General features: G+C 40.9%; 12 protein-coding genes, 1 tRNA gene, 3 rRNA genes and 2 pseudogenes. 14 read left to right on the top strand and 4 right to left on the bottom strand.

The window, feature by feature from the left end; genetic code table 11:
* The first annotated feature begins 147 nt into the window (after positions 1–147).
* Positions 148–600 carry a GNAT family N-acetyltransferase gene (locus tag AC1DUW_RS01310; protein WP_477641836.1) on the top strand — a complete coding sequence of 151 codons (453 nt, stop codon included), beginning with the start codon at positions 148–150 and terminating at the stop codon, positions 598–600.
* A gap of 243 nt (positions 601–843) precedes the next feature.
* Here AC1DUW_RS01310 and AC1DUW_RS01305 read toward each other — a convergent pair whose 3' ends face one another.
* Entirely contained in the window at positions 844–945 is a 102-nt protein-coding gene (locus AC1DUW_RS01305) for a YjcZ family sporulation protein (RefSeq protein ID WP_309559666.1), read from the bottom strand.
* Positions 946–1,333: 388 nt separating this feature from the next.
* Here AC1DUW_RS01305 and AC1DUW_RS01300 point away from each other — a divergent pair.
* Positions 1,334–1,408: pseudogene (locus AC1DUW_RS01300) on the top strand (recombinase family protein); the annotation flags it as partial.
* Here the strand turns inward: AC1DUW_RS01300 and AC1DUW_RS01295 are convergent.
* Together AC1DUW_RS01295 and AC1DUW_RS01290 are read right to left on the bottom strand one after the other, a co-directional pair.
* Positions 1,403–1,697: pseudogene (locus AC1DUW_RS01295) on the bottom strand (IS4 family transposase); the annotation flags it as partial. The pseudogenes AC1DUW_RS01300 and AC1DUW_RS01295 overlap by 6 nt on opposite strands.
* 147 nt (positions 1,698–1,844) lie before the next feature.
* Positions 1,845–1,991: a hypothetical protein gene (locus AC1DUW_RS01290; protein ID WP_477641835.1), complete on the bottom strand. Its 147-nt coding sequence runs from the start codon at positions 1,989–1,991 to the stop codon at positions 1,845–1,847.
* A gap of 283 nt (positions 1,992–2,274) precedes the next feature.
* On the opposite strand from AC1DUW_RS01290, the gene AC1DUW_RS01285 reads away from it, so the two are divergent.
* The 11 genes from AC1DUW_RS01285 (at position 2,275) to tsaD (ending at position 17,312) form a co-directional block, all read left to right on the top strand.
* The gene (locus AC1DUW_RS01285; RefSeq protein ID WP_477641834.1) at positions 2,275–6,354 is read left to right on the top strand and encodes a S8 family serine peptidase; all 4,080 of its coding nucleotides are present in this window, start codon (positions 2,275–2,277) and stop codon (positions 6,352–6,354) included.
* 320 nt (positions 6,355–6,674) lie between these two features.
* Positions 6,675–7,922 (top strand): helix-turn-helix domain-containing protein, encoded by a 1,248-nt coding sequence (locus AC1DUW_RS01280; RefSeq protein WP_477641833.1) that lies wholly within the window; start codon positions 6,675–6,677, stop codon positions 7,920–7,922.
* A gap of 729 nt (positions 7,923–8,651) precedes the next feature.
* Complete coding sequence (locus AC1DUW_RS01275) at positions 8,652–8,933, top strand: S8 family serine peptidase (RefSeq protein WP_477641832.1); 282 nt, start codon at positions 8,652–8,654, stop codon at positions 8,931–8,933.
* A 485-nt stretch (positions 8,934–9,418) separates the two neighbouring features.
* Positions 9,419–10,969: ribosomal RNA gene (locus tag AC1DUW_RS01270) — 16S ribosomal RNA — on the top strand.
* Between the two features lie 175 nt (positions 10,970–11,144).
* Positions 11,145–14,077 (top strand): 23S ribosomal RNA (locus AC1DUW_RS01265).
* A gap of 116 nt (positions 14,078–14,193) precedes the next feature.
* Positions 14,194–14,309, top strand: a 5S ribosomal RNA gene (gene rrf, locus AC1DUW_RS01260).
* The 16S, 23S and 5S rRNA genes sit together here with 1 tRNA gene alongside, the layout of an rRNA operon.
* Before the next feature lie 71 nt (positions 14,310–14,380).
* Positions 14,381–14,454: transfer RNA gene (locus AC1DUW_RS01255), tRNA-Met, on the top strand.
* Positions 14,455–14,679: 225 nt separating this feature from the next.
* Positions 14,680–15,132: a tRNA (adenosine(37)-N6)-threonylcarbamoyltransferase complex ATPase subunit type 1 TsaE gene (gene tsaE / locus AC1DUW_RS01250; protein ID WP_053348963.1), complete on the top strand. Its 453-nt coding sequence runs from the start codon at positions 14,680–14,682 to the stop codon at positions 15,130–15,132.
* Positions 15,132–15,824: a tRNA (adenosine(37)-N6)-threonylcarbamoyltransferase complex dimerization subunit type 1 TsaB gene (tsaB, locus tag AC1DUW_RS01245; protein ID WP_053348962.1), complete on the top strand. Its 693-nt coding sequence runs from the start codon at positions 15,132–15,134 to the stop codon at positions 15,822–15,824. The genes tsaE and tsaB overlap by 1 nt, the downstream gene beginning before the upstream one ends.
* Positions 15,825–15,849: 25 nt before the next feature.
* The gene (rimI, locus tag AC1DUW_RS01240; protein WP_053348961.1) at positions 15,850–16,302 is read left to right on the top strand and encodes a ribosomal protein S18-alanine N-acetyltransferase; all 453 of its coding nucleotides are present in this window, start codon (positions 15,850–15,852) and stop codon (positions 16,300–16,302) included.
* Positions 16,299–17,312 (top strand): tRNA (adenosine(37)-N6)-threonylcarbamoyltransferase complex transferase subunit TsaD, encoded by a 1,014-nt coding sequence (gene tsaD / locus AC1DUW_RS01235; RefSeq protein WP_328114673.1) that lies wholly within the window; start codon positions 16,299–16,301, stop codon positions 17,310–17,312. The genes rimI and tsaD overlap by 4 nt, the downstream gene beginning before the upstream one ends.
* Before the next feature lie 280 nt (positions 17,313–17,592).
* Here the strand turns inward: tsaD and AC1DUW_RS01230 are convergent, their stop codons facing one another.
* A complete protein-coding gene (locus AC1DUW_RS01230; protein WP_379149204.1) occupies positions 17,593–19,512 on the bottom strand; it encodes an ABC-F family ATP-binding cassette domain-containing protein in 1,920 nt (639 codons plus the stop codon).
* 130 nt (positions 19,513–19,642) lie between these two features.
* On the opposite strand from AC1DUW_RS01230, the gene moaC reads away from it, so the two are divergent.
* Positions 19,643–20,152 (top strand): cyclic pyranopterin monophosphate synthase MoaC, encoded by a 510-nt coding sequence (gene moaC, locus AC1DUW_RS01225; protein WP_053348958.1) that lies wholly within the window; start codon positions 19,643–19,645, stop codon positions 20,150–20,152.
* The last annotated feature ends 31 nt before the right edge of the window (positions 20,153–20,183 follow it).

Raw genomic sequence — 20,183 nt, 5'->3', positions numbered from 1 at the left:
AGATATAAAATAAAGAGTTTGTTTTTGGACTTACAAATTGTGATATCTTATTATGCTAGTCGAGTAGAAGGGAGCCTTTCTACTCGACTAGTTAAAGAAAAATGATAAAATGAAGGCAATTACAAGGTTATAAAAGGAGATTTAATAATGGATATTAGGAAACTCAATAAAGAAGAAAAACTTCCAATGGAATTGTTGTTATTGGCTGACCCTTCGAAAGATATAGTTGAGGAATATGTCAATAGGGGAGAATGTTTTGTAGCTGAAAGTGAACACCAAATTGTTGGAGTTTATGTACTACTTCCAACAAGACCTGAGACAGTGGAGTTGGTGAATGTTGCAGTTGTAGAAGAGCAACACGGTAGAGGACTAGGGAAACAGTTAGTAATGGATGCAATACAAGTAGCCAAGGCAAAAGGCTACAAAACAATTGAAATTGGTACTGGGAATTCAGGTATAGGACAATTGGCTCTTTACCAAAAATGTGGCTTCAGAATTATTGGTGTAGATATGGACTTTTTTATTAAGCATTATCCAGAAGAAATTTTTGAGAACGGGATACAGTGCAGGGATATGATTCGTTTATCTCAAGATTTATAGTCTAAAAAAGAGTGAACCTTGTTGAACTAACGGGTGCGTTAGTTGCATAAGATATGAGATCCTTGAAGATCCTAAGCGAAGGAAATTCGGGGCTTTATTTTTTCATAAAATGTATTATCATAGTTTTTCGCGTTTTGCGGTCTGGACCATAATTAGAGTGTTCAAAATAGTTATCATTCCCCAGAAATAGGAATCAAAATTGAAGAAGCCGACCAATAAAGGTCGGCTTTTTTCATACTATTTTTAGCAGCAGCCTCCACCAACAAAGCTAGCTCCAACAATGATTAAGAGTATAAACAAAACGACTATAAAGGCGAAACCTCCACCAAATCCAATACCGTCCATACTGAAACCTCTCCTTATTTGTTTTTAAGGAGGAACTTAATTAAATGGGTTATATTACCTTATGCTCTAATTAGGAAAATGACACAATAGTCGGGTGGGTTAGTTCTATAAGAAGAAGTAAAAAAAGTCGATTCCTTAACGTAGAGGAGATCGACATTTTCAGGTTGGAACTCTCTTAGCGTATAAAATTTCAGAAATGGGCGGTATAGCATTGTTGCTACCGTTCGAAAAAGTAGACTTTTACGAACGGGTTATTTTTTTGTAAAATCACCTACTTATAACGTCCGTTAAAGTGTTAAAATACTTTACGGACGTTCTTTGTTTTGTTGATACTTTTACGAACGTTTTTGATAGAATAAGAGAGAGTAAGTGGAAAAAGTAGTAAAAAATGGGTGTTTGTAAATTCGGATACATAAGAGTTAGTAGCAAAGACCAAAATGAAGGCCGACAACTTCAGGCGATCGTTACGATGAGACTCTCGCCCGTTTTTCTGTAGGAGGGCAAACAGGCGAAACAGGACATTTGATAGCTCTTGGGTGCTTTTTTGTATCGATTGAAAAAGTAATAAAAAATAATCTTTGATGATATAAATGGCTTTAAATTCGCTGAGTTCTCGTTTTTTCTTGGTGAGGAGTAGCTGCCGCATTTGAAACATGGTAGAAGAACAAAGGAGGTTGGCAATTAGTTGACCATAGAGATGACATTCTAAGCGCTTTTTTTTTGTTCTCTTTACAATGATCGATTTCAAAGAAGAAACCACAAATAATCCTCTTGAAGCGTTTCATAGGATTAGATACAGTCGTATTGATAAGGATCTTAATTTGAGTCTCTCCTCTTTCGTATATTAGGGCGAATGATTAATCATGATATCGGAATTTACCACATAGATTACAGAACAACTAATAAAATCCGTTTGTGAAAGAATGTACTAAAACTAACGGATCAGGTTTGATGAAGAAGATACTACCGTGGTTTGGCTTTCCTAAATCCTTTTGCATCATATTCTGCCGTTCGCGATAGAATTCGATGATGTTTCTCTCTAGCATCGTGAACTCCTCTTTTCAACTCTCTCAATGGAATTCATATTTTCTTATTTGACTAAAGAAAACCCCAATTTATAAAAATGCATTTAAGTCTTTTTTACTAAATTTCGCATGGAGAATGCTTTTTTTAGAGTATTTAAAAGAAAAATAGGTAGAAAGCACTGTTAAATAACCCCAATAGCAATCCAATAGAAAGGCAATTAATATTATTATATGAATCTTTTAAATTTTTAGAAAGGGGTATTTTTTCGGGAATCTTCTATTTAACAAAGAAAGTAGGGAACATATGAAAATTCATTCATTCATTAAACGAACAGCGGCGATTACGCTGTCAGCTGGCTTGTTGCTATCATCAGCAAACACGCCTTTCATTCCTTATGCAAATGCTGCGAACATAAAGGCAGAAGACGTCTTAGCTTTGTTGACAAGTGAACAACGAAAAGCGTTAAATCAACTTGAAATGACAGATAATGTCGGATTGCAAGGATTTAAAATGGAAGAGTTAAAAAAGGATAAAGAAATCTCGGTCATTGTCCAGTTTAAATCAAAGCCGGGAAAAGTTGCAGTCTTGGATTCGAATGTAAAAGGAAAGGAGCTTTCTAAAAAACAAGCGGATGATCAAGTAGAAAAGGAACATGCTCAGTTTAATAAAGACATTCAATCGATTCTTCCATCTACTAATCTTAGAAGCAAGAAAACAGGTCATAAAATCACTTCTACCTTTAAGACCGTTTATAACGGGGTAGCTATGAAGCTGCCAGCTAATCAGGTAGAGCAGCTTTTACAATCCGAAGTCGTAAAAGCAGTATATAAAAATGTGGAATTTAAGGTCGATCCGATCGCCATGGGAGAGAAATCAGCCCCTGGTACATCCGTTGAAAGTATTCCATATTTAAAAATTGACCAGCTGCACAATGAAGGTATTACAGGAAAAGGAATCAAAGTTGGGGTTCTTGATACAGGGATTGATTACAACCACCCTGATTTGAAAGATGCCTATAAGGGCGGTTACGATTTAGTTGATCAAGATAATGATCCAATGGAGGCAACGTACAAGGATTGGCAAGTGTCGGGGCAACCAGAATTTAGCTGGTCCGGTTCTTCCTATTATACTTCCCATGGAACACATGTCGCAGGTACCATTGCTGGACAAGGAACGAATGCAGAGGTTTCTGTGAAAGGTGTGGCTCCTGATGTGGATTTATATGCGTATCGTGTTCTTGGACCATATGGCTCAGGATCATCTGAAGGGGTCATTGCAGGTATAGAAAAAGCTGTAAGCGATGGCATGGATGTTATCAACCTTTCCCTCGGATCGGACATCAATGATCCTTATGATCCAACCAGTACTGCCATTAACTATGCTGTCCTTAATGATGTAACAGCGGTTGTAGCAGCTGGAAATGCAGGATCAGATGATTATACATTAGGTTCACCTGGCTCAGCAGCACTTGCTTTAACAGTCGGGGCGAGTGATGTGCCGATGGCGGTTTCTACTTTCAGTGGGAAAATCGGAAATAAAGATTCGATCGAACTTGTTAGTTTGGCACGCCACTATTCAGACCAATTAAAGGAATGGGAAGGGAAATCCTATGAGGTAGTGGATGTCGGCTTAGGAAATGGCTCTGATTATTCCGGCAAGGATGTAAAAGGGAAAATTGCACTTGTGGAACGTGGAGAATTCGCCTTAGCGGAAAAGGTCAGCAATGCGAAACAAAATGGAGCAGCCGCCGTTCTTCTTTATAACAATGTGGAAGGGCAGATTAATGCAAATCTTGGTGAGTCCGTTAACTTTGTGCCTGCATTTTCTTTAACAAAAGAAGCGGGAGAAAGCATTAAAGCACAGATTCAAGCAGGTGAAGCGAATTTTACTTTCTCCAAATACGCGGATAAACAGACAGAAGGTGACCACTTAGCGGACTTTAGCTCAAGAGGCCCGGCAAGAGAAACATACGATATGAAGCCAGAAGTGACGGCACCGGGAGTAAGTGTTCTTTCAACAGTCCCTTCTTATATGGTGGACGCTGAACATCAAGAAAACTATCAATATGCATATTCCAGATATTCTGGAACATCTATGGCTACTCCTCATACAGCAGGGATTGCAGCACTCATGCTTCAAGCGAATCCGCAATTTGAGCCGGAAGATATTAAATCCGTTCTAATGAATACGGCAGATCCATTAAACGGAGACTATAGTGTATTTGAAGTTGGAGCAGGAAGAGTCGATCCATACCAAGCAGTGTATAGTGGAACAACCTTCAAAATTAACGATAAAACATTTGTTCCAGGTGCTGAGGAATTAGTCAAGGTAAAAGAATTGACGGGCGGACTTAGCTTTGACGTTCACTATGCAGATAAAAAACTAAATCTAAAAAAATCAATCACTATTGAAAACCATGATAAAGTAAACAAAACTTTCAGTGTATCTGTAAATGAATCGAATGGTTCAAACAGCTTGAAGGAAAATGGAGTGGAGCTGGATATCCCAAGCAAAATTTCTGTAAAAAGTGAAGACTTCAAAAAAGTAACACCACGTTTGCTTATTCCTAAGAAAGCAAAGGATGGAATTTACGAAGGCTATATTACATTAACAAACAATGCGAATTCATCAGAGCAGTATCGGATTCCTTTCAGCTTCCGAACAATGGAAGATGGGTTTAATAAGGTTGAGGTACTAAATCCTGCCTTTTCCCCAAGACATTTAAACCAAGTAGCATGGGATCCTATGCTGACTCCATTTGTATTTGCTGATTTTAACCTTCGTGCACCAATGGAAAAAATGGATGTCGTTCTTCAAGATGGCAAAACAGGAAAGGACCTCGGGTTGGTCGGAACAATAAATTTAGATAACGCTTATGACAATGTAGATTATGGATTATTGGCATTTAATGGAGCTTATTATGAGTTTACAGGAAACTCAAAACAGCCCATTTCGGAAGAAGCAAGTGATGTGCAACCGGGACATTACAAGTTGAAATTCATTGGTACAGGTACTTCCGGGAAGGTTACAACTGAAACGCAGCATCTGTTCATCGATCTCGATGCACCGAGCTTCAAAAGTTCACTTGATGGAAAATCTCCATTTATTGAATATAAGCCAGGTCAAGAAACATATCCATTCGAAATTCAAATCACAGATCCAACCGTTGACGAACTAAAGAAATTGGGCGTAAATATCGATCAATCATCGAACTCGATGGTGTATTACTGGGGTCAAGGGGGTTTCCCTTCTACGCCAATTCCAATGGATAAAGAAGGAAAGTTTGTCGAAGAAATTGCCATGGATGAATCCATCCCAGCACTTCAATTCCGCATGAATGGACATGATATGGCAGGAAACAAACCAGCTACAAAGCAATATTACTTTGTAAAAGAAGGTACACCTGTCGCGTATGCTATTGGCGAAAAGTATGAGGTGAAAACAGGCGATACGGTAAAAGCAACGCTATCATTAGATAACCTTAACGCAGTGTCAAAGGCAGAATGGAACTTTAATGGTGACGGAGGCTTTGACAGAGGTTTAGATAGCGTAGAGTTAGTTGATGCCAAGCTTCACAGCGAATTCTCGGACAAAGCCTCTTTAACGATTAAAGACAAGGTCGTTACGGTCCAATTTAATGACGAGAGTAAAGCATTAGACCATGCAAAAGTCGTTGAGGTTACCTTAAAGGTTCAGGATGATCAATATACCCTTGGAGCAGCCATTAATCCGATTGTGAGCGTAACGGATGCTAATAATCAGACAAGCAGTGTGTTAAAATCTGGTTATAGTTGGAAGGTTAACCCTCAATTCTCAATGGCTAGCGGTTATGTCACTCCGCAAGGATTTAAAAAAGAAGATAGTACTGTTACAGAGAAAAGGGATTGGAGCAAGGTTGGCGGTACAGTGAAAATCTTTGATTCAGAAGGAACTGAGTTCGATGCGACATCAACGGTAGAAGATAATGGACAATATGTATTCAACAAGCTGCCGTTAAGCACAAATGCCTTTACGATTGAAATGAAAGTGCCAGGCCACTTTGTTACGAAAGAAAAACTAAATTCTGGTATTGGTTTTGAGCACAATGGTGAGTTATACGGTCAAAATCGCTGGATACCTGCCCTTAATATTACAGCAGGTGATGTTAACCAAGACAATGTCATTGATGTTCTAGATGCGATTGAAATTCAAAATGCTTGGAAAACAAAGAAGCGTGCAGCGGATATCACCTTTGATGGAATAGTTGATGCCAAAGATATGAAATATGTTCAAACAAACTATCTCAAGCAAAATGAGCATGTTGAGGATGCCCCAAAACCAAAGAAGAAGTATAAAAGTAAGACATTAGAATCAATTTTAGTTGAGTTGGGAATACAGCCATAAATATTAAAAAACACGATGAAAGCTTAGCTTCATCGTGTTTTAACTTTTAAAGAAAGTATAAAATTTTTCTAAAAGTATTTTTAAAAAAAGAGAGTATTCCAATAAGGTTGCGTTATTTGGATAATCTTCAGAATAAAATATTGAGGTAGATTGGGAATTCGTAAAAAAGGGAAACAAGAGTGAATATTGAAAGAGCTAATAAATAGAGGGAAGGTATTAAAGTAGTCTTGCGCTTTTCTTAATTTTACTAGAATATATAGATTATATATTCATTTTTTTTCTATATATACTAGATAAAATTTCAACCTAGAGGTGAAGCTATGATTGAGGGGAAACTTATCAAGTTTTATCGTGAAAAAGCGGGGGTGACTCAGGGGCAGCTTTGTGGAGGAATTTGTTCAGCTACACATCTTAGTAAGATAGAACGAGGGATAACAGATTACTCAGGGGAAATTACTCACTTATTATCCCAAAGATTGAATATCTGTCTTGATGATGAATTTGTGCGGTATCATAATCTTCAACAGAAACTAAAGTTATGGCACGACACGTTCGTTATGCAACAAAGTAAAGAATCAGAAATTTTAAAAGATGAAATCGAAAAAGAAACACTGATTCAATTGCCAGATTTTCAAGTTTTCTATCAATTACTCTCTGCAAGGTATTATTTATCTAATTATCAATTAGAAACAGCATTATTAATTATTCAAAACCTGCAAAAAAATGAATCATCTTTTTCTCCGCAAGACCGCAATATGTTAAAGCATGTTCTAGGTATGTATTATTTTCACAACGGACAGTATCGAGATTGTATTCAAATTTTAACCTCGATTGATCAAAGTCAATATAATCAATTTGAATATTATTACCATTTGGCACTAGCCTATCACCTTATTCATTCTAATATGATATCGTATTATTATGCAGAGAAAGTTCTTGACTATTTTCAAAAAACGTTAAATGTCATCCGAATAATTGATACAGAGACGATCATGTTATTACAATTAAATTCAAAGGAGCTTCATGATTTTGAAGAGACGAAAGAACGTTACGAACAATTAATACGTACCTGTGATACCATTAATGAAATAGACCGTAAATCAAAGCTCCTTAATAATCTTGCATTTGAACTTTACAGAAGAAAAAAATACAAAGAAGCATCCGAACTATACAAAGAAGCCATGGCACTAATTGATGAAAAGGTTCCTCATTATTTAACTGCATTAGATGGTTATATTAATACTTGTTATAAAGGAAAACTACTTTCAAACGAGATTTTATTGGAATTAGCACATAAAGGCCTAAGAATAGCAAAATCGACAAAATCGTATAACTGGATTTTTTTTGAATTACACTTTTATCAGCTTAATCATGAAGAAGACGATTACTATCATTTTATTGAGACTACAGCCCTTCCTTTTTTTAAAAATATGGGCTTCACCATGTTAATTGAACACTACGAAAAAAAACTCTTCCACTTCTATAACCGAATTGGTGCCGTTCAAAAAGCATTGGACCTTGCCAACTCTTACATACAAGGCAGAAAGAGCTACTATGATCAAGAATAAGTCTTAATAAAAAAAGATATTCTATGCAGATGTTAATGCTGCATAGCCTACTTTTCCGAGAACATATAGCCAGGCTCAAGCAAGAGTTAAGCAACAAGTACAAACTAAAGAGAAAATAAACAAAATTCTTCAAGAAAAACGTATGGAAGAAATTGTTGTAACTATAAGGTTAAATGAAAAATTTCTAGCAAAATCATATATTCCTAACACTCTTTTTAAGCACGCGAGATTTGAAAATACCGGAACAAGACGGTGGGAATTTTACCGAGAAGAGGAAGAAGAAAAGCATTATAGCAAAATGCATTTCGTTAAAATGAATTTGGATAGCTTGGAAACTTTGAAGAAATCTTAAACAAGGAAGAGGCTCGACTGACAGACAGCTTCAAAAATGATATTAGAAAGGTCGAGGATATTTCTTTACTTGCTGGTAGCGAATTAATTCGGGGTTTGATGAAAAGTGGCAAGAAGGAACAGTGGAATTTGTCCTACACCCCTTTGGTGACGATCATGAGAATATGCTTGAAAAATTTAAAAATATTCTTTTGAAAAATAATATCAATGGTGACTCAATGAGGGTAAAGACCTACTTAAACGGTCCGACATTTGTTAGTGTTTACTTAAACAGACGAGCGTTAATAGACGTATCTGATTTTAACCCGTTACGAACAGTTCATCCATTGAGAGTTGATTTTTTCCCGGAGTTAAGGAGTTTAAAAGAGCAATCCTTTAATGTTGAAACCTCCAGTCGGGCAAAATATTTCACAAATAAGAGTAGGAATTTTTGACGGAGGGATTGATACAACCCATCCTCTATTAGTTAACTACGCAAAAGAGAATAAATCAGTAAAATCCAATCCAATTAGGCAGGGGGTTGACCATGGAACTGCTGTAGCCGGTGTGGTATTGTATGGTGATTTAAACCAATATGAGGCGAACTCCCAACTAACTATCAATACCTTTAAATTTGTATCCACACTAAGTGGAGTGGACTTATTGAAGCAATCTTTTTAGCATTATCAGGGTTGTTGTATTACTTCCTATAATCCGGATAATTTGAAATAGGCATGCAAAATTACTTTGCTTTTCTTCAATATCAGCTAATAGAAGATTTGTTGAATAATTCCCAATCTCTCAGTGATATAAATGAGAGATTGGGATTTTTAATACTGACCGGAGAACTTGCTTAGGTGATTTTTTGTACATCAACAAAATAAGTTCAAGGTGAACAAACGTCATAGTTTGTTAATTTATCAATTCCAAGTTGACTATTTTAAAAAATAGAAGTATGATAATGAAGTCGCTTAATTAATGGGCGATTTTATGAAACTGAAATTCTTCGCAGAAGTTGACAACTATTCTTAGCTATGTTAAGATGAATAAGTCGAAACAAACCGACAACGAAATTGCTCTTTGAAAACTGAACAAAACAAAGCGCCAACGTTAATTTTTTAAGTGAGCACACACTATCAAAAAGCAAAATGAGCAAGTCAAACATTTCTTCGGAGAGTTTGATCCTGGCTCAGGACGAACGCTGGCGGCGTGCCTAATACATGCAAGTCGAGCGAATCGATGGGAGCTTGCTCCCTGAGATTAGCGGCGGACGGGTGAGTAACACGTGGGCAACCTGCCTATAAGACTGGGATAACTTCGGGAAACCGGAGCTAATACCGGATACGTTCTTTTCTCGCATGAGAGAAGATGGAAAGACGGTTTCGGCTGTCACTTATAGATGGGCCCGCGGCGCATTAGCTAGTTGGTGAGGTAATGGCTCACCAAGGCGACGATGCGTAGCCGACCTGAGAGGGTGATCGGCCACACTGGGACTGAGACACGGCCCAGACTCCTACGGGAGGCAGCAGTAGGGAATCTTCCGCAATGGACGAAAGTCTGACGGAGCAACGCCGCGTGAACGAAGAAGGCCTTCGGGTCGTAAAGTTCTGTTGTTAGGGAAGAACAAGTACCAGAGTAACTGCTGGTACCTTGACGGTACCTAACCAGAAAGCCACGGCTAACTACGTGCCAGCAGCCGCGGTAATACGTAGGTGGCAAGCGTTGTCCGGAATTATTGGGCGTAAAGCGCGCGCAGGTGGTTCYTTAAGTCTGATGTGAAAGCCCACGGCTCAACCGTGGAGGGTCATTGGAAACTGGGGAACTTGAGTGCAGAAGAGGAAAGTGGAATTCCAAGTGTAGCGGTGAAATGCGTAGAGATTTGGAGGAACACCAGTGGCGAAGGCGACTTTCTGGTCTGTAACTGACACTGAGGCGCGAAAGCGTGGGGAGCAAACAGGATTAGATACCCTGGTAGTCCACGCCGTAAACGATGAGTGCTAAGTGTTAGAGGGTTTCCGCCCTTTAGTGCTGCAGCTAACGCATTAAGCACTCCGCCTGGGGAGTACGGCCGCAAGGCTGAAACTCAAAGGAATTGACGGGGGCCCGCACAAGCGGTGGAGCATGTGGTTTAATTCGAAGCAACGCGAAGAACCTTACCAGGTCTTGACATCCTCTGACAACCCTAGAGATAGGGCGTTCCCCTTCGGGGGACAGAGTGACAGGTGGTGCATGGTTGTCGTCAGCTCGTGTCGTGAGATGTTGGGTTAAGTCCCGCAACGAGCGCAACCCTTGATCTTAGTTGCCAGCATTCAGTTGGGCACTCTAAGGTGACTGCCGGTGACAAACCGGAGGAAGGTGGGGATGACGTCAAATCATCATGCCCCTTATGACCTGGGCTACACACGTGCTACAATGGATGGTACAAAGGGCTGCAAACCTGCGAAGGTAAGCGAATCCCATAAAGCCATTCTCAGTTCGGATTGTAGGCTGCAACTCGCCTACATGAAGCCGGAATCGCTAGTAATCGCGGATCAGCATGCCGCGGTGAATACGTTCCCGGGCCTTGTACACACCGCCCGTCACACCACGAGAGTTTGTAACACCCGAAGTCGGTGAGGTAACCTTTATGGAGCCAGCCGCCTAAGGTGGGACAGATGATTGGGGTGAAGTCGTAACAAGGTAGCCGTATCGGAAGGTGCGGCTGGATCACCTCCTTTCTAAGGATAAATACGAGAGCGCTTTTGTTTTGTTCAGTTTTGAATGAGTAATTCATTCAGATWCGAAAGATCTCATCACGTWGTGATGGAATTYTTTCTTCTTTGTTCCTTGAAAACTAGATAATAGATAGAAGGCAATTAATTTTTTCAAAGCATCAGTAAGATCTTTTTTAACGGTTAAGTTAGAAAGGGCGCACGGTGGATGCCTTGGCACTAGGAGCCGATGAAGGACGGGACTAACACCGATATGCTTCGGGGAGCTGTAAGTAAGCTTTGATCCGGAGATTTCCGAATGGGGAAACCCACTGTTCGTAATGGAACAGTATCTTTACCTGAATACATAGGGTACTGAAGGCAGACCCGGGGAACTGAAACATCTAAGTACCCGGAGGAAGAGAAAGCAAATGCGATTTCCTGAGTAGCGGCGAGCGAAACGGAATTAGCCCAAACCAAGAGGCTTGCCTCTTGGGGTTGTAGGACACTCAACATGGAGTTACAAAGGAACGGGGTAAATGAAGTGATCTGGAAAGGTCCGTCAAAGAAGGTAAAAACCCTGTAGTTGAAACTTCGTTCCCTCCTGAGTGGATCCTGAGTACGGCGGGACACGAGAAATCCCGTCGGAAGCAGGGAGGACCATCTCCCAAGGCTAAATACTACCTAGTGACCGATAGTGAACCAGTACCGTGAGGGAAAGGTGAAAAGCACCCCGGAAGGGGAGTGAAATAGATCCTGAAACCGTGTGCCTACAAGTAGTCAAAGCCCGTTAATGGGTAATGGCGTGCCTTTTGTAGAATGAACCGGCGAGTTACGATTTCATGCGAGGTTAAGTTGATAAGACGGAGCCGCAGCGAAAGCGAGTCTGAATAGGGCGAATGAGTATGAGGTCGTAGACCCGAAACCAGGTGATCTACCCATGTCCAGGGTGAAGTTCAGGTAACACTGAATGGAGGCCCGAACCCACGCACGTTGAAAAGTGCGGGGATGAGGTGTGGGTAGCGGAGAAATTCCAATCGAACCTGGAGATAGCTGGTTCTCTCCGAAATAGCTTTAGGGCTAGCCTCAAGATGAGAGTATTGGAGGTAGAGCACTGATTGGACTAGGGGCCCCCAACGGGTTACCGAATTCAGTCAAACTCCGAATGCCAAATACTTATTCTTGGGAGTCAGACTGCGAGTGATAAGATCCGTAGTCGAAAGGGAAACAGCCCAGACCACCAGCTAAGGTCCCAAAGTATACGTTAAGTGGAAAAGGATGTGGAGTTGCTTAGACAACCAGGATGTTGGCTCAGAAGCAGCCATCATTTAAAGAGTGCGTAATAGCTCACTGGTCGAGTGACTCCGCGCCGAAAATGTACCGGGGCTAAACGTATCACCGAAGCTGTGGATTGACACCGTATGGTGTCGATGGTAGGAGAGCGTTCTAAGGGCGTTGAAGTCAGACCGGAAGGACTGGTGGAGCGCTTAGAAGTGAGAATGCCGGTATGAGTAGCGAAAGAAGGGTGAGAATCCCTTCCACCGAATGCCTAAGGTTTCCTGAGGAAGGCTCGTCCGCTCAGGGTTAGTCGGGACCTAAGCCGAGGCCGAAAGGCGTAGGCGATGGACAACAGGTTGATATTCCTGTACCACCTATACATCGTTTGAACGATGGGGGGACGCAGAAGGATAGGGTAAGCGCGCTGTTGGATATGCGCGTCCAAGCAGTTAGGCCGGAAACGAGGCAAATCCCGTTTCCATTAAGGCGGAGCTGTGATGGCGAGGGAAATATAGTACCGAAGTTCCTGATTCCACGCTGCCAAGAAAAGCCTCTAGTGAGATGTAAGGTGCCCGTACCGCAAACCGACACAGGTAGGCGAGGAGAGAATCCTAAGGTGTGCGAGAGAACTCTCGTTAAGGAACTCGGCAAAATGACCCCGTAACTTCGGGAGAAGGGGTGCTTTTTAGGGTGAATAGCCCRGAAAAGCCGCAGTGAATAGGCCCAGGCGACTGTTTAGCAAAAACACAGGTCTCTGCGAAGCCGCAAGGCGAAGTATAGGGGCTGACACCTGCCCGGTGCTGGAAGGTTAAGGGGAGAGGTTAGCGCAAGCGAAGCTTTGAACCGAAGCCCCAGTAAACGGCGGCCGTAACTATAACGGTCCTAAGGTAGCGAAATTCCTTGTCGGGTAAGTTCCGACCCGCACGAAAGGTGTAACGATCTGGGCACTGTCTCAACGAGAGACTCGGTGAAATTATAGTACCTGTGAAGATGCAGGTTACCCGCGACAGGACGGAAAGACCCCGTGGAGCTTTACTGCAGCCTGATATTGAATTTTGGTACAGCTTGTACAGGATAGGTAGGAGCCTGAGAAGCCGGAGCGCTAGCTTCGGTGGAGGCGTTGGTGGGATACTACCCTGGCTGTATTGAAATTCTAACCCGCGCCCCTTATCGGGGTGGGAGACAGTGTCAGGTGGGCAGTTTGACTGGGGCGGTCGCCTCCTAAAGAGTAACGGAGGCGCCCAAAGGTTCCCTCAGAATGGTTGGAAATCATTCGTAGAGTGTAAAGGCACAAGGGAGCTTGACTGCGAGACCTACAAGTCGAGCAGGGACGAAAGTCGGGCTTAGTGATCCGGTGGTTCCGCATGGAAGGGCCATCGCTCAACGGATAAAAGCTACCCCGGGGATAACAGGCTTATCTCCCCCAAGAGTCCACATCGACGGGGAGGTTTGGCACCTCGATGTCGGCTCATCGCATCCTGGGGCTGTAGTCGGTCCCAAGGGTTGGGCTGTTCGCCCATTAAAGCGGTACGCGAGCTGGGTTCAGAACGTCGTGAGACAGTTCGGTCCCTATCCGTCGCGGGCGCAGGAAATTTGAGAGGAGCTGTCCTTAGTACGAGAGGACCGGGATGGACGCACCGCTGGTGTACCAGTTGTCTTGCCAAAGGCATAGCTGGGTAGCTACGTGCGGACGGGATAAGTGCTGAAAGCATCTAAGCATGAAGCCCCCCTCRAGATGAGATTTCCCATAGCGCAAGCTAGTAAGATCCCTGAAAGATGATCAGGTTGATAGGTCAGAGGTGGAAGCGTGGCGACATGTGGAGCTGACTGATACTAATAGATCGAGGACTTAACCACGCTTTWAAAAAATSAAATACCTTCTTATTATCTAGTTTTGAAGGAATGAAAATTTCTTCTTGCATTTTATTAGGATTCATGTTATAATAATRWATGTCYTRATAAAAGGTTAAATGTTTGGTGRCGATAGCGAAGAGGTCACACCCGTTCCCATTCCGAACACGGCAGTTAAGCTCTTCAGCGCCGATGGTAGTTGGGGGTTTCCCCCTGTGAGAGTAGGACGTCGCCAAGCTATAACCTTTAATTGTATCCTTTTTTAAAAAAAGGACATACTAAATTTTATACAAGAAACATTTATACCGTCGCGGGGTGGAGCAGTCCGGTAGCTCGTCGGGCTCATAACCCGAAGGTCGCAGGTTCAAATCCTGTCCCCGCAATCATGAAAAAAACGAAACCTTGGTTTCGTTTTTTTGTTTTATCTGAATTTCGGATAATAATGTCCTTAACTTATTTGTTTCTTCTTTTGAAACAAGGTAAACTACATATAGAATGCTTTATTAGGGATATAATTATGGTCGTTAGCTTTTTTAAGTATTGTGTTTATGGTTCTCAAGATAAAACTAGAGAACATTCTCCTAATAGATGATAAAGGTGATTGATATATGCAACAATTTGAATGGATTTCTCAGAATGAGGAAGAAACAGCGCATTTTGCACAGGAATTAGCACAAAAGCTTTCAAGTGGTGATGTACTTGCTTTAGAAGGGGACTTGGGAGCAGGGAAAACGGCGTTCACAAAAGGTCTTGCTAAAGGTTTAGGTGTATCGAGAACTGTGAATAGCCCAACTTTTACGATAATAAAGGAATACGTTGGGAGATTACCCTTATACCATATGGATGTATATCGGGTAAGTGAATCAGAAGAAGATTTAGGTTTCGATGAATATTTTGATGGTGAAGGTGTGACCGTTGTGGAATGGGCTCATTTAATTAAAGACCAGCTTCCAAATGAAATCTTAACTATTTATATTTATCGTCTTAGTGATACAAGCCGCCGTCTTGTCTTAGAAGCCAAAGGCGAAAGGTATGTTACGTTATGTAAGGAGATTATTTGATGAAGGTTTTAGCTATAGATACATCGAACTTTACGTTAGGGATTGCTCTAATAAATGATACTCAAGTAATTGGCGAGTATACTACGAATTTAAAGAAAAATCATTCGGTTCGAGTGATGCCAGCAATTGAGACACTATTAAGGGATTGTGATACTAGTCCTAAGGAATTGACTAAAATTGTGGTCGCTCAAGGCCCTGGATCTTATACAGGGGTTAGGATTGGTGTGACAATTGCGAAAACATTGGCGTGGACGTTGAAAATTCCATTATCGGCTGTTTCTAGTCTAGAAGTTTTAGCTGCTAATGGACGTTATTTTAACGGGTTAGTTTCGCCCTTGTTTGATGCAAGAAGAGGCCAGATTTATACTGGATTATATGAAATAGAAAATAATGTGTTAAATACAGTCATGGAAGATTGCAATATTCTATCCTCTGAATGGGCAATTCGATTAAAGGAATTAAAGCGTCCTGTTTTATTTGTTGGTCAGGATGTAGAAATTCATCGGGAAGCGATTACGAAAGTGTTAGGGAATTTAGCAGTATTTTCTCCCGTACAGTTATTTAACTCCCGACCAAGCGAACTTGCATTTATTGGCCTAAACAAGACTGAAGTGGACATACACCAGTTTGTACCGAACTATATTCGTATGGCTGAAGCGGAAGCTAAGTGGCTCGAACAGCAGGGGAAATAAAATAATAGGAAAGCGACCGATTATTATGAGTAAAACATTGACGTTTCGAAAGATGAAAACGGAAGATATTGACCAAGTGTTAAACGTAGAAAAACAATCCTTTACTTTGCCTTGGAGCCGGGAAGCTTTTTTTAATGAATTAAATCATAATCAATATGCTGTTTACATGGTTATTGAAGATGAAGGGAAAATTGCTGGTTATTGCGGCGCGTGGATTGTCATTGATGAATCGCATATTACCAATATCGCTATTTTACCTGAATATCGAGGGCAAAAGCTGGGTGAAGCTCTGCTTAGAAAGATGATTGAAATCTCAATTAGCATGGGCGTTGTAAGGATGACGCTTGAAGTTCGTGTTAGTAATGCAGTGGCCATTTCACTTTATGAAAAACTAGGTTTTCAAAAGGGTGGAATTCGTAAAAATTATTATACAGATAATCAAGAAGATGCTTATGTTATGTGGGTGAATTTTTCATGAAAAAAGATCAACTTATATTAGGAATTGAAACCAGCTGTGACGAAACTGCTGCAGCTGTCATAAAAAATGGTACAGAGATATTGAGCAATGTCGTGGCTTCACAAATAGAAAGCCATAAGCGGTTTGGTGGTGTTGTACCTGAAATAGCGTCCCGACACCATGTAGAGCAAATTACAATCGTGCTTGAAGAGGCTTTGCTTCAGGCTGGTGTGACGTACGAAGATTTGGACGCTATTGCTGTTACAGAAGGTCCTGGGCTAGTAGGGGCATTGTTAATAGGTGTTAATGCTGCTAAAGCAGTGGCATTCGCTCATGGAATCCCACTTGTTGGAACGCACCATATCGCGGGCCATATATATGCAAATAGACTTGTTCAAGAAATTCAGTACCCAGCCCTCTCATTAGTCGTTTCAGGAGGCCATACGGAATTGGTGCTTTTAGAGGAGCCCGGTTCCTTTAAAGTAATAGGGGAGACGCGGGACGATGCAGCAGGAGAGGCATATGATAAAGTAGCTCGAACTTTAGGACTTCCTTATCCAGGCGGTCCTCATATCGATAGGCTTGCACAAGAGGGTTCACCATCTTTGAAACTGCCTCGGGCATGGCTGGATGGCAGCTATGACTTTTCTTTCAGTGGGTTGAAATCAGCTGTAATTAACACTTTGCATAATGCAGAACAACGTGGAGAAAAAATTGATCCTAAAGATTTGGCCGCAAGTTTCCAAGCAAGCGTCATAGAGGTACTTGTGACAAAAGCTGTAAAAGCTGCTAAGGAATATGATGTGAAACAGGTGTTACTTGCAGGTGGTGTTGCCGCTAATAAAGGCCTACGGAAAGCACTAACTGAAGCCTTTATGGATTTACCAATGGATATTTCTATTCCCCCATTATACCTTTGTACGGATAATGCAGCTATGATTGGTGCAGCTGCAAGTGTCATGTTCGAAAAAGGGAAGCGCTCTGGGTTAGATTTGAACGGAAACCCCGGATTAGATTTAGAAGTTTTCTAACGATAAAAAAGGCAGGATACCAAACTTCGGTATCCTGTCTTTTTTATCATATTTTTAAAAAAATAGAATATTCTGTGGATAACGTTTTTTATTATTCAAACCCGCTGTGTATAACCAGTTGTTATGTGGATAAGTGCATAAGTTTCTGTGGATATTGTGGATAAATTGATTGAGTAGCTATTGAGTAACAACTTGTTTGTGTATAAAAATGTGGATAACTTTGAGTGGATCTTTTCAAAACATCATGTAAAGACCGAGTTAAATAACTCGGTCCGAATGTTTATTCTTCTAATTCAGCCCATTCTTCAAGATGCTGATCTAAAGTTTCCTGTGCTTTATCAAGCTTCGTCTGAACTTCCATTACCTTTTCATGGTCTTGGAAGACGTTTGGGTCACAAAGGAGCTCATTATACTCGCTTATTTCAGTTTCGAGTAGCTCCATGGCTGCTTCGATTTCCTCGATACGGCGCTTTCGCTGGCGTTCTGCTTTTTTTGCTTCTTTATCAATTTTGTAGTTTGTCTTTTCAACGATTAGTTCTACAGTGTTTGATTTATTTTGTTGTTCGAGTGCTTCGATTTCTGCTTGCTCTTGTTTCTTCTCTACATAGTAATCATAATCGCCGAGAAACTCTTCATTGCCGTCTTTGGATAGCTCAATGACCTTTGTTGCAATTCGATTAATAAAATAACGGTCATGTGAGACGAAAAGAATGGTTCCTGGATAATCTATCAAAGCGTTTTCAAGCACTAATTTGCTGTCGAGATCTAAATGGTTCGTTGGTTCATCAAGAATTAAAAAATTCCCTTTTTCCATCATCATTTTGGCTAAAGCAAGCCGTGCCTTTTCACCACCGCTTAGTGTCGAAACGGTTTTCAATACATCATCTCCACTAAAAAGGAAATTACCAAGTACTGTGCGGATATCTTTTTCCGGTTTAAGGGGATAATCATCCCATAGTTCATTTAGTACGCGTTTATTAGAAATCAAATTGGCCTGTTCTTGATCGTAGTAGCTGACCTCGACGTTCGTTCCAAAACGGAAATCGCCAGAAATTGCAGGCAGCTTGGATATAATCGTTTTCAATAACGTCGATTTACCAACGCCATTTGGACCGACAAGGGCAATACTTTCTCCTTTTGTCATCCGAGAGTTAATATTATTAGATACTGTTTCCCCTTCATAACCAATAGCTAAGCTTTGAAGATGAAGTACCTCGTTTCCGCTTTGCTTTTCAATTTGGAAGGAAAAATTAGCAGATTTTTCGTCACCTTGTGGCCTGTCCAATACGTCCATCTTTTCGAGCTGCTTACGCCTGCTTTGCGCTCTTTTCGTGGTCGAAGCTCTTGTGATATTACGTTGAACAAAGTCACGCAGCTTTTCGATTTCACCTTGTTGTTTTTCGAATTGCTTCATGTCCCGTTCATAATCTTCCGCTTTTCCTTCTAAATAAGAACTGTAATTACCATAGTACTTTTTCATATTATTTCTTGAAATTTCATACACCTGGTTTACCACTTTATCTAGAAAATAGCGGTCATGGGAAACAATAAGTACAGCACCTTGGTAACTTTGTAAATATTGTTCAAGCCAGGAGAGAGTTTCGATATCCAGATGGTTTGTTGGCTCATCGAGAATCAATATATCGGGCTTCTTTAAAAGCAGCTTTCCTAATGCAAGCCGTGTTTTTTGGCCTCCACTCAACGTGGAAATGAGAGTGGAATAGTCAAAGTCACCAAACTGAAGACCATGTAATACGGAACGGATATCTGCTTCATATTGATAGCCCCCCTTTTCTTTAAAGGCTACCTGTAAAGTGTCATATTCATTTAACACCTTTTGGTAAAGTATTTCGTTATCAAAAGTGTCAGGTTTGGCCATTTCGGCCTCAAGTCGGCGCAGTTCTTTCTCTTGCTCTATCAGGTCTTTGAATACAGTCAGCATCTCATTCCAAATGGAAAGTTCAGATTCTAAACCTGTATCCTGTGCCATATAGCCAATAGTGACGCCTTTGGGTTTGATGATCTCACCGCCATCATGGGAAAGTTGTCCGGCTATGATTTTTAGTAGAGTTGATTTTCCAGCGCCGTTTCGGCCAACTAGGGCAATTCGATCTTTATTTTGAACTTCGAGCTTCATATTTGATAAAATAAGTTCAGCCCCGTAATATTTGGATAGTTGATTGATTTGTAATAAAATCATAAATTTTCACCTCAATTGATTATTGTTAGTGTAACGTATTATAGTAATTATCGGCAACAGCTGAGGTTTAGGCAAAAACAAGCTGTTACATAATGTGGAATAATAGTGTATGATTTAGGAGGGGTTATTAATGGGGGACTTAACGCATTTTAATGAACAAGGCAGAGCTAAAATGGTTGATGTGAGTGCGAAGCCTGAAACCATTCGGACGGCAACAGCTCAATCGAGTATCTTATTGAACGATGAAATATATGAAAAAATTACGAACCAGAAAATGAAAAAAGGTGATGTTCTGTCAGTTGCACAGGTTGCAGGCATCATGGCAAGCAAAAATACATCCAATATAATCCCGATGTGTCACCCTATTTCTCTACAAGGGGTCAATATAGCCTTTGATTGGGTAAAAGAAGAACAAGGTTATAGGCTTAAAATAGAAACAGAAGCCAAGACAAAAGGGAGTACAGGTGTTGAAATGGAAGCGTTAACAGCTGCATCTGTGACCGCTTTAACTGTCTACGATATGTGTAAGGCTATTGATAAAGGAATGGTAATCGGGCCTACATTTTTAGTGGAGAAAACAGGTGGGGTGTCTAGTAGCGATTACAAAAGACAGTTGAATCAAACAGATAAAGAAGAATAAGTTTGAAAAGCATGTGTGAAGGCGGGGAAGA

The organism is Peribacillus sp. P4_C12, assembly GCF_056402095.1.
The sequence above is the reverse complement of the archived record's forward strand: the minus strand, read 5'-3'. Positions and strand labels throughout refer to the sequence as shown.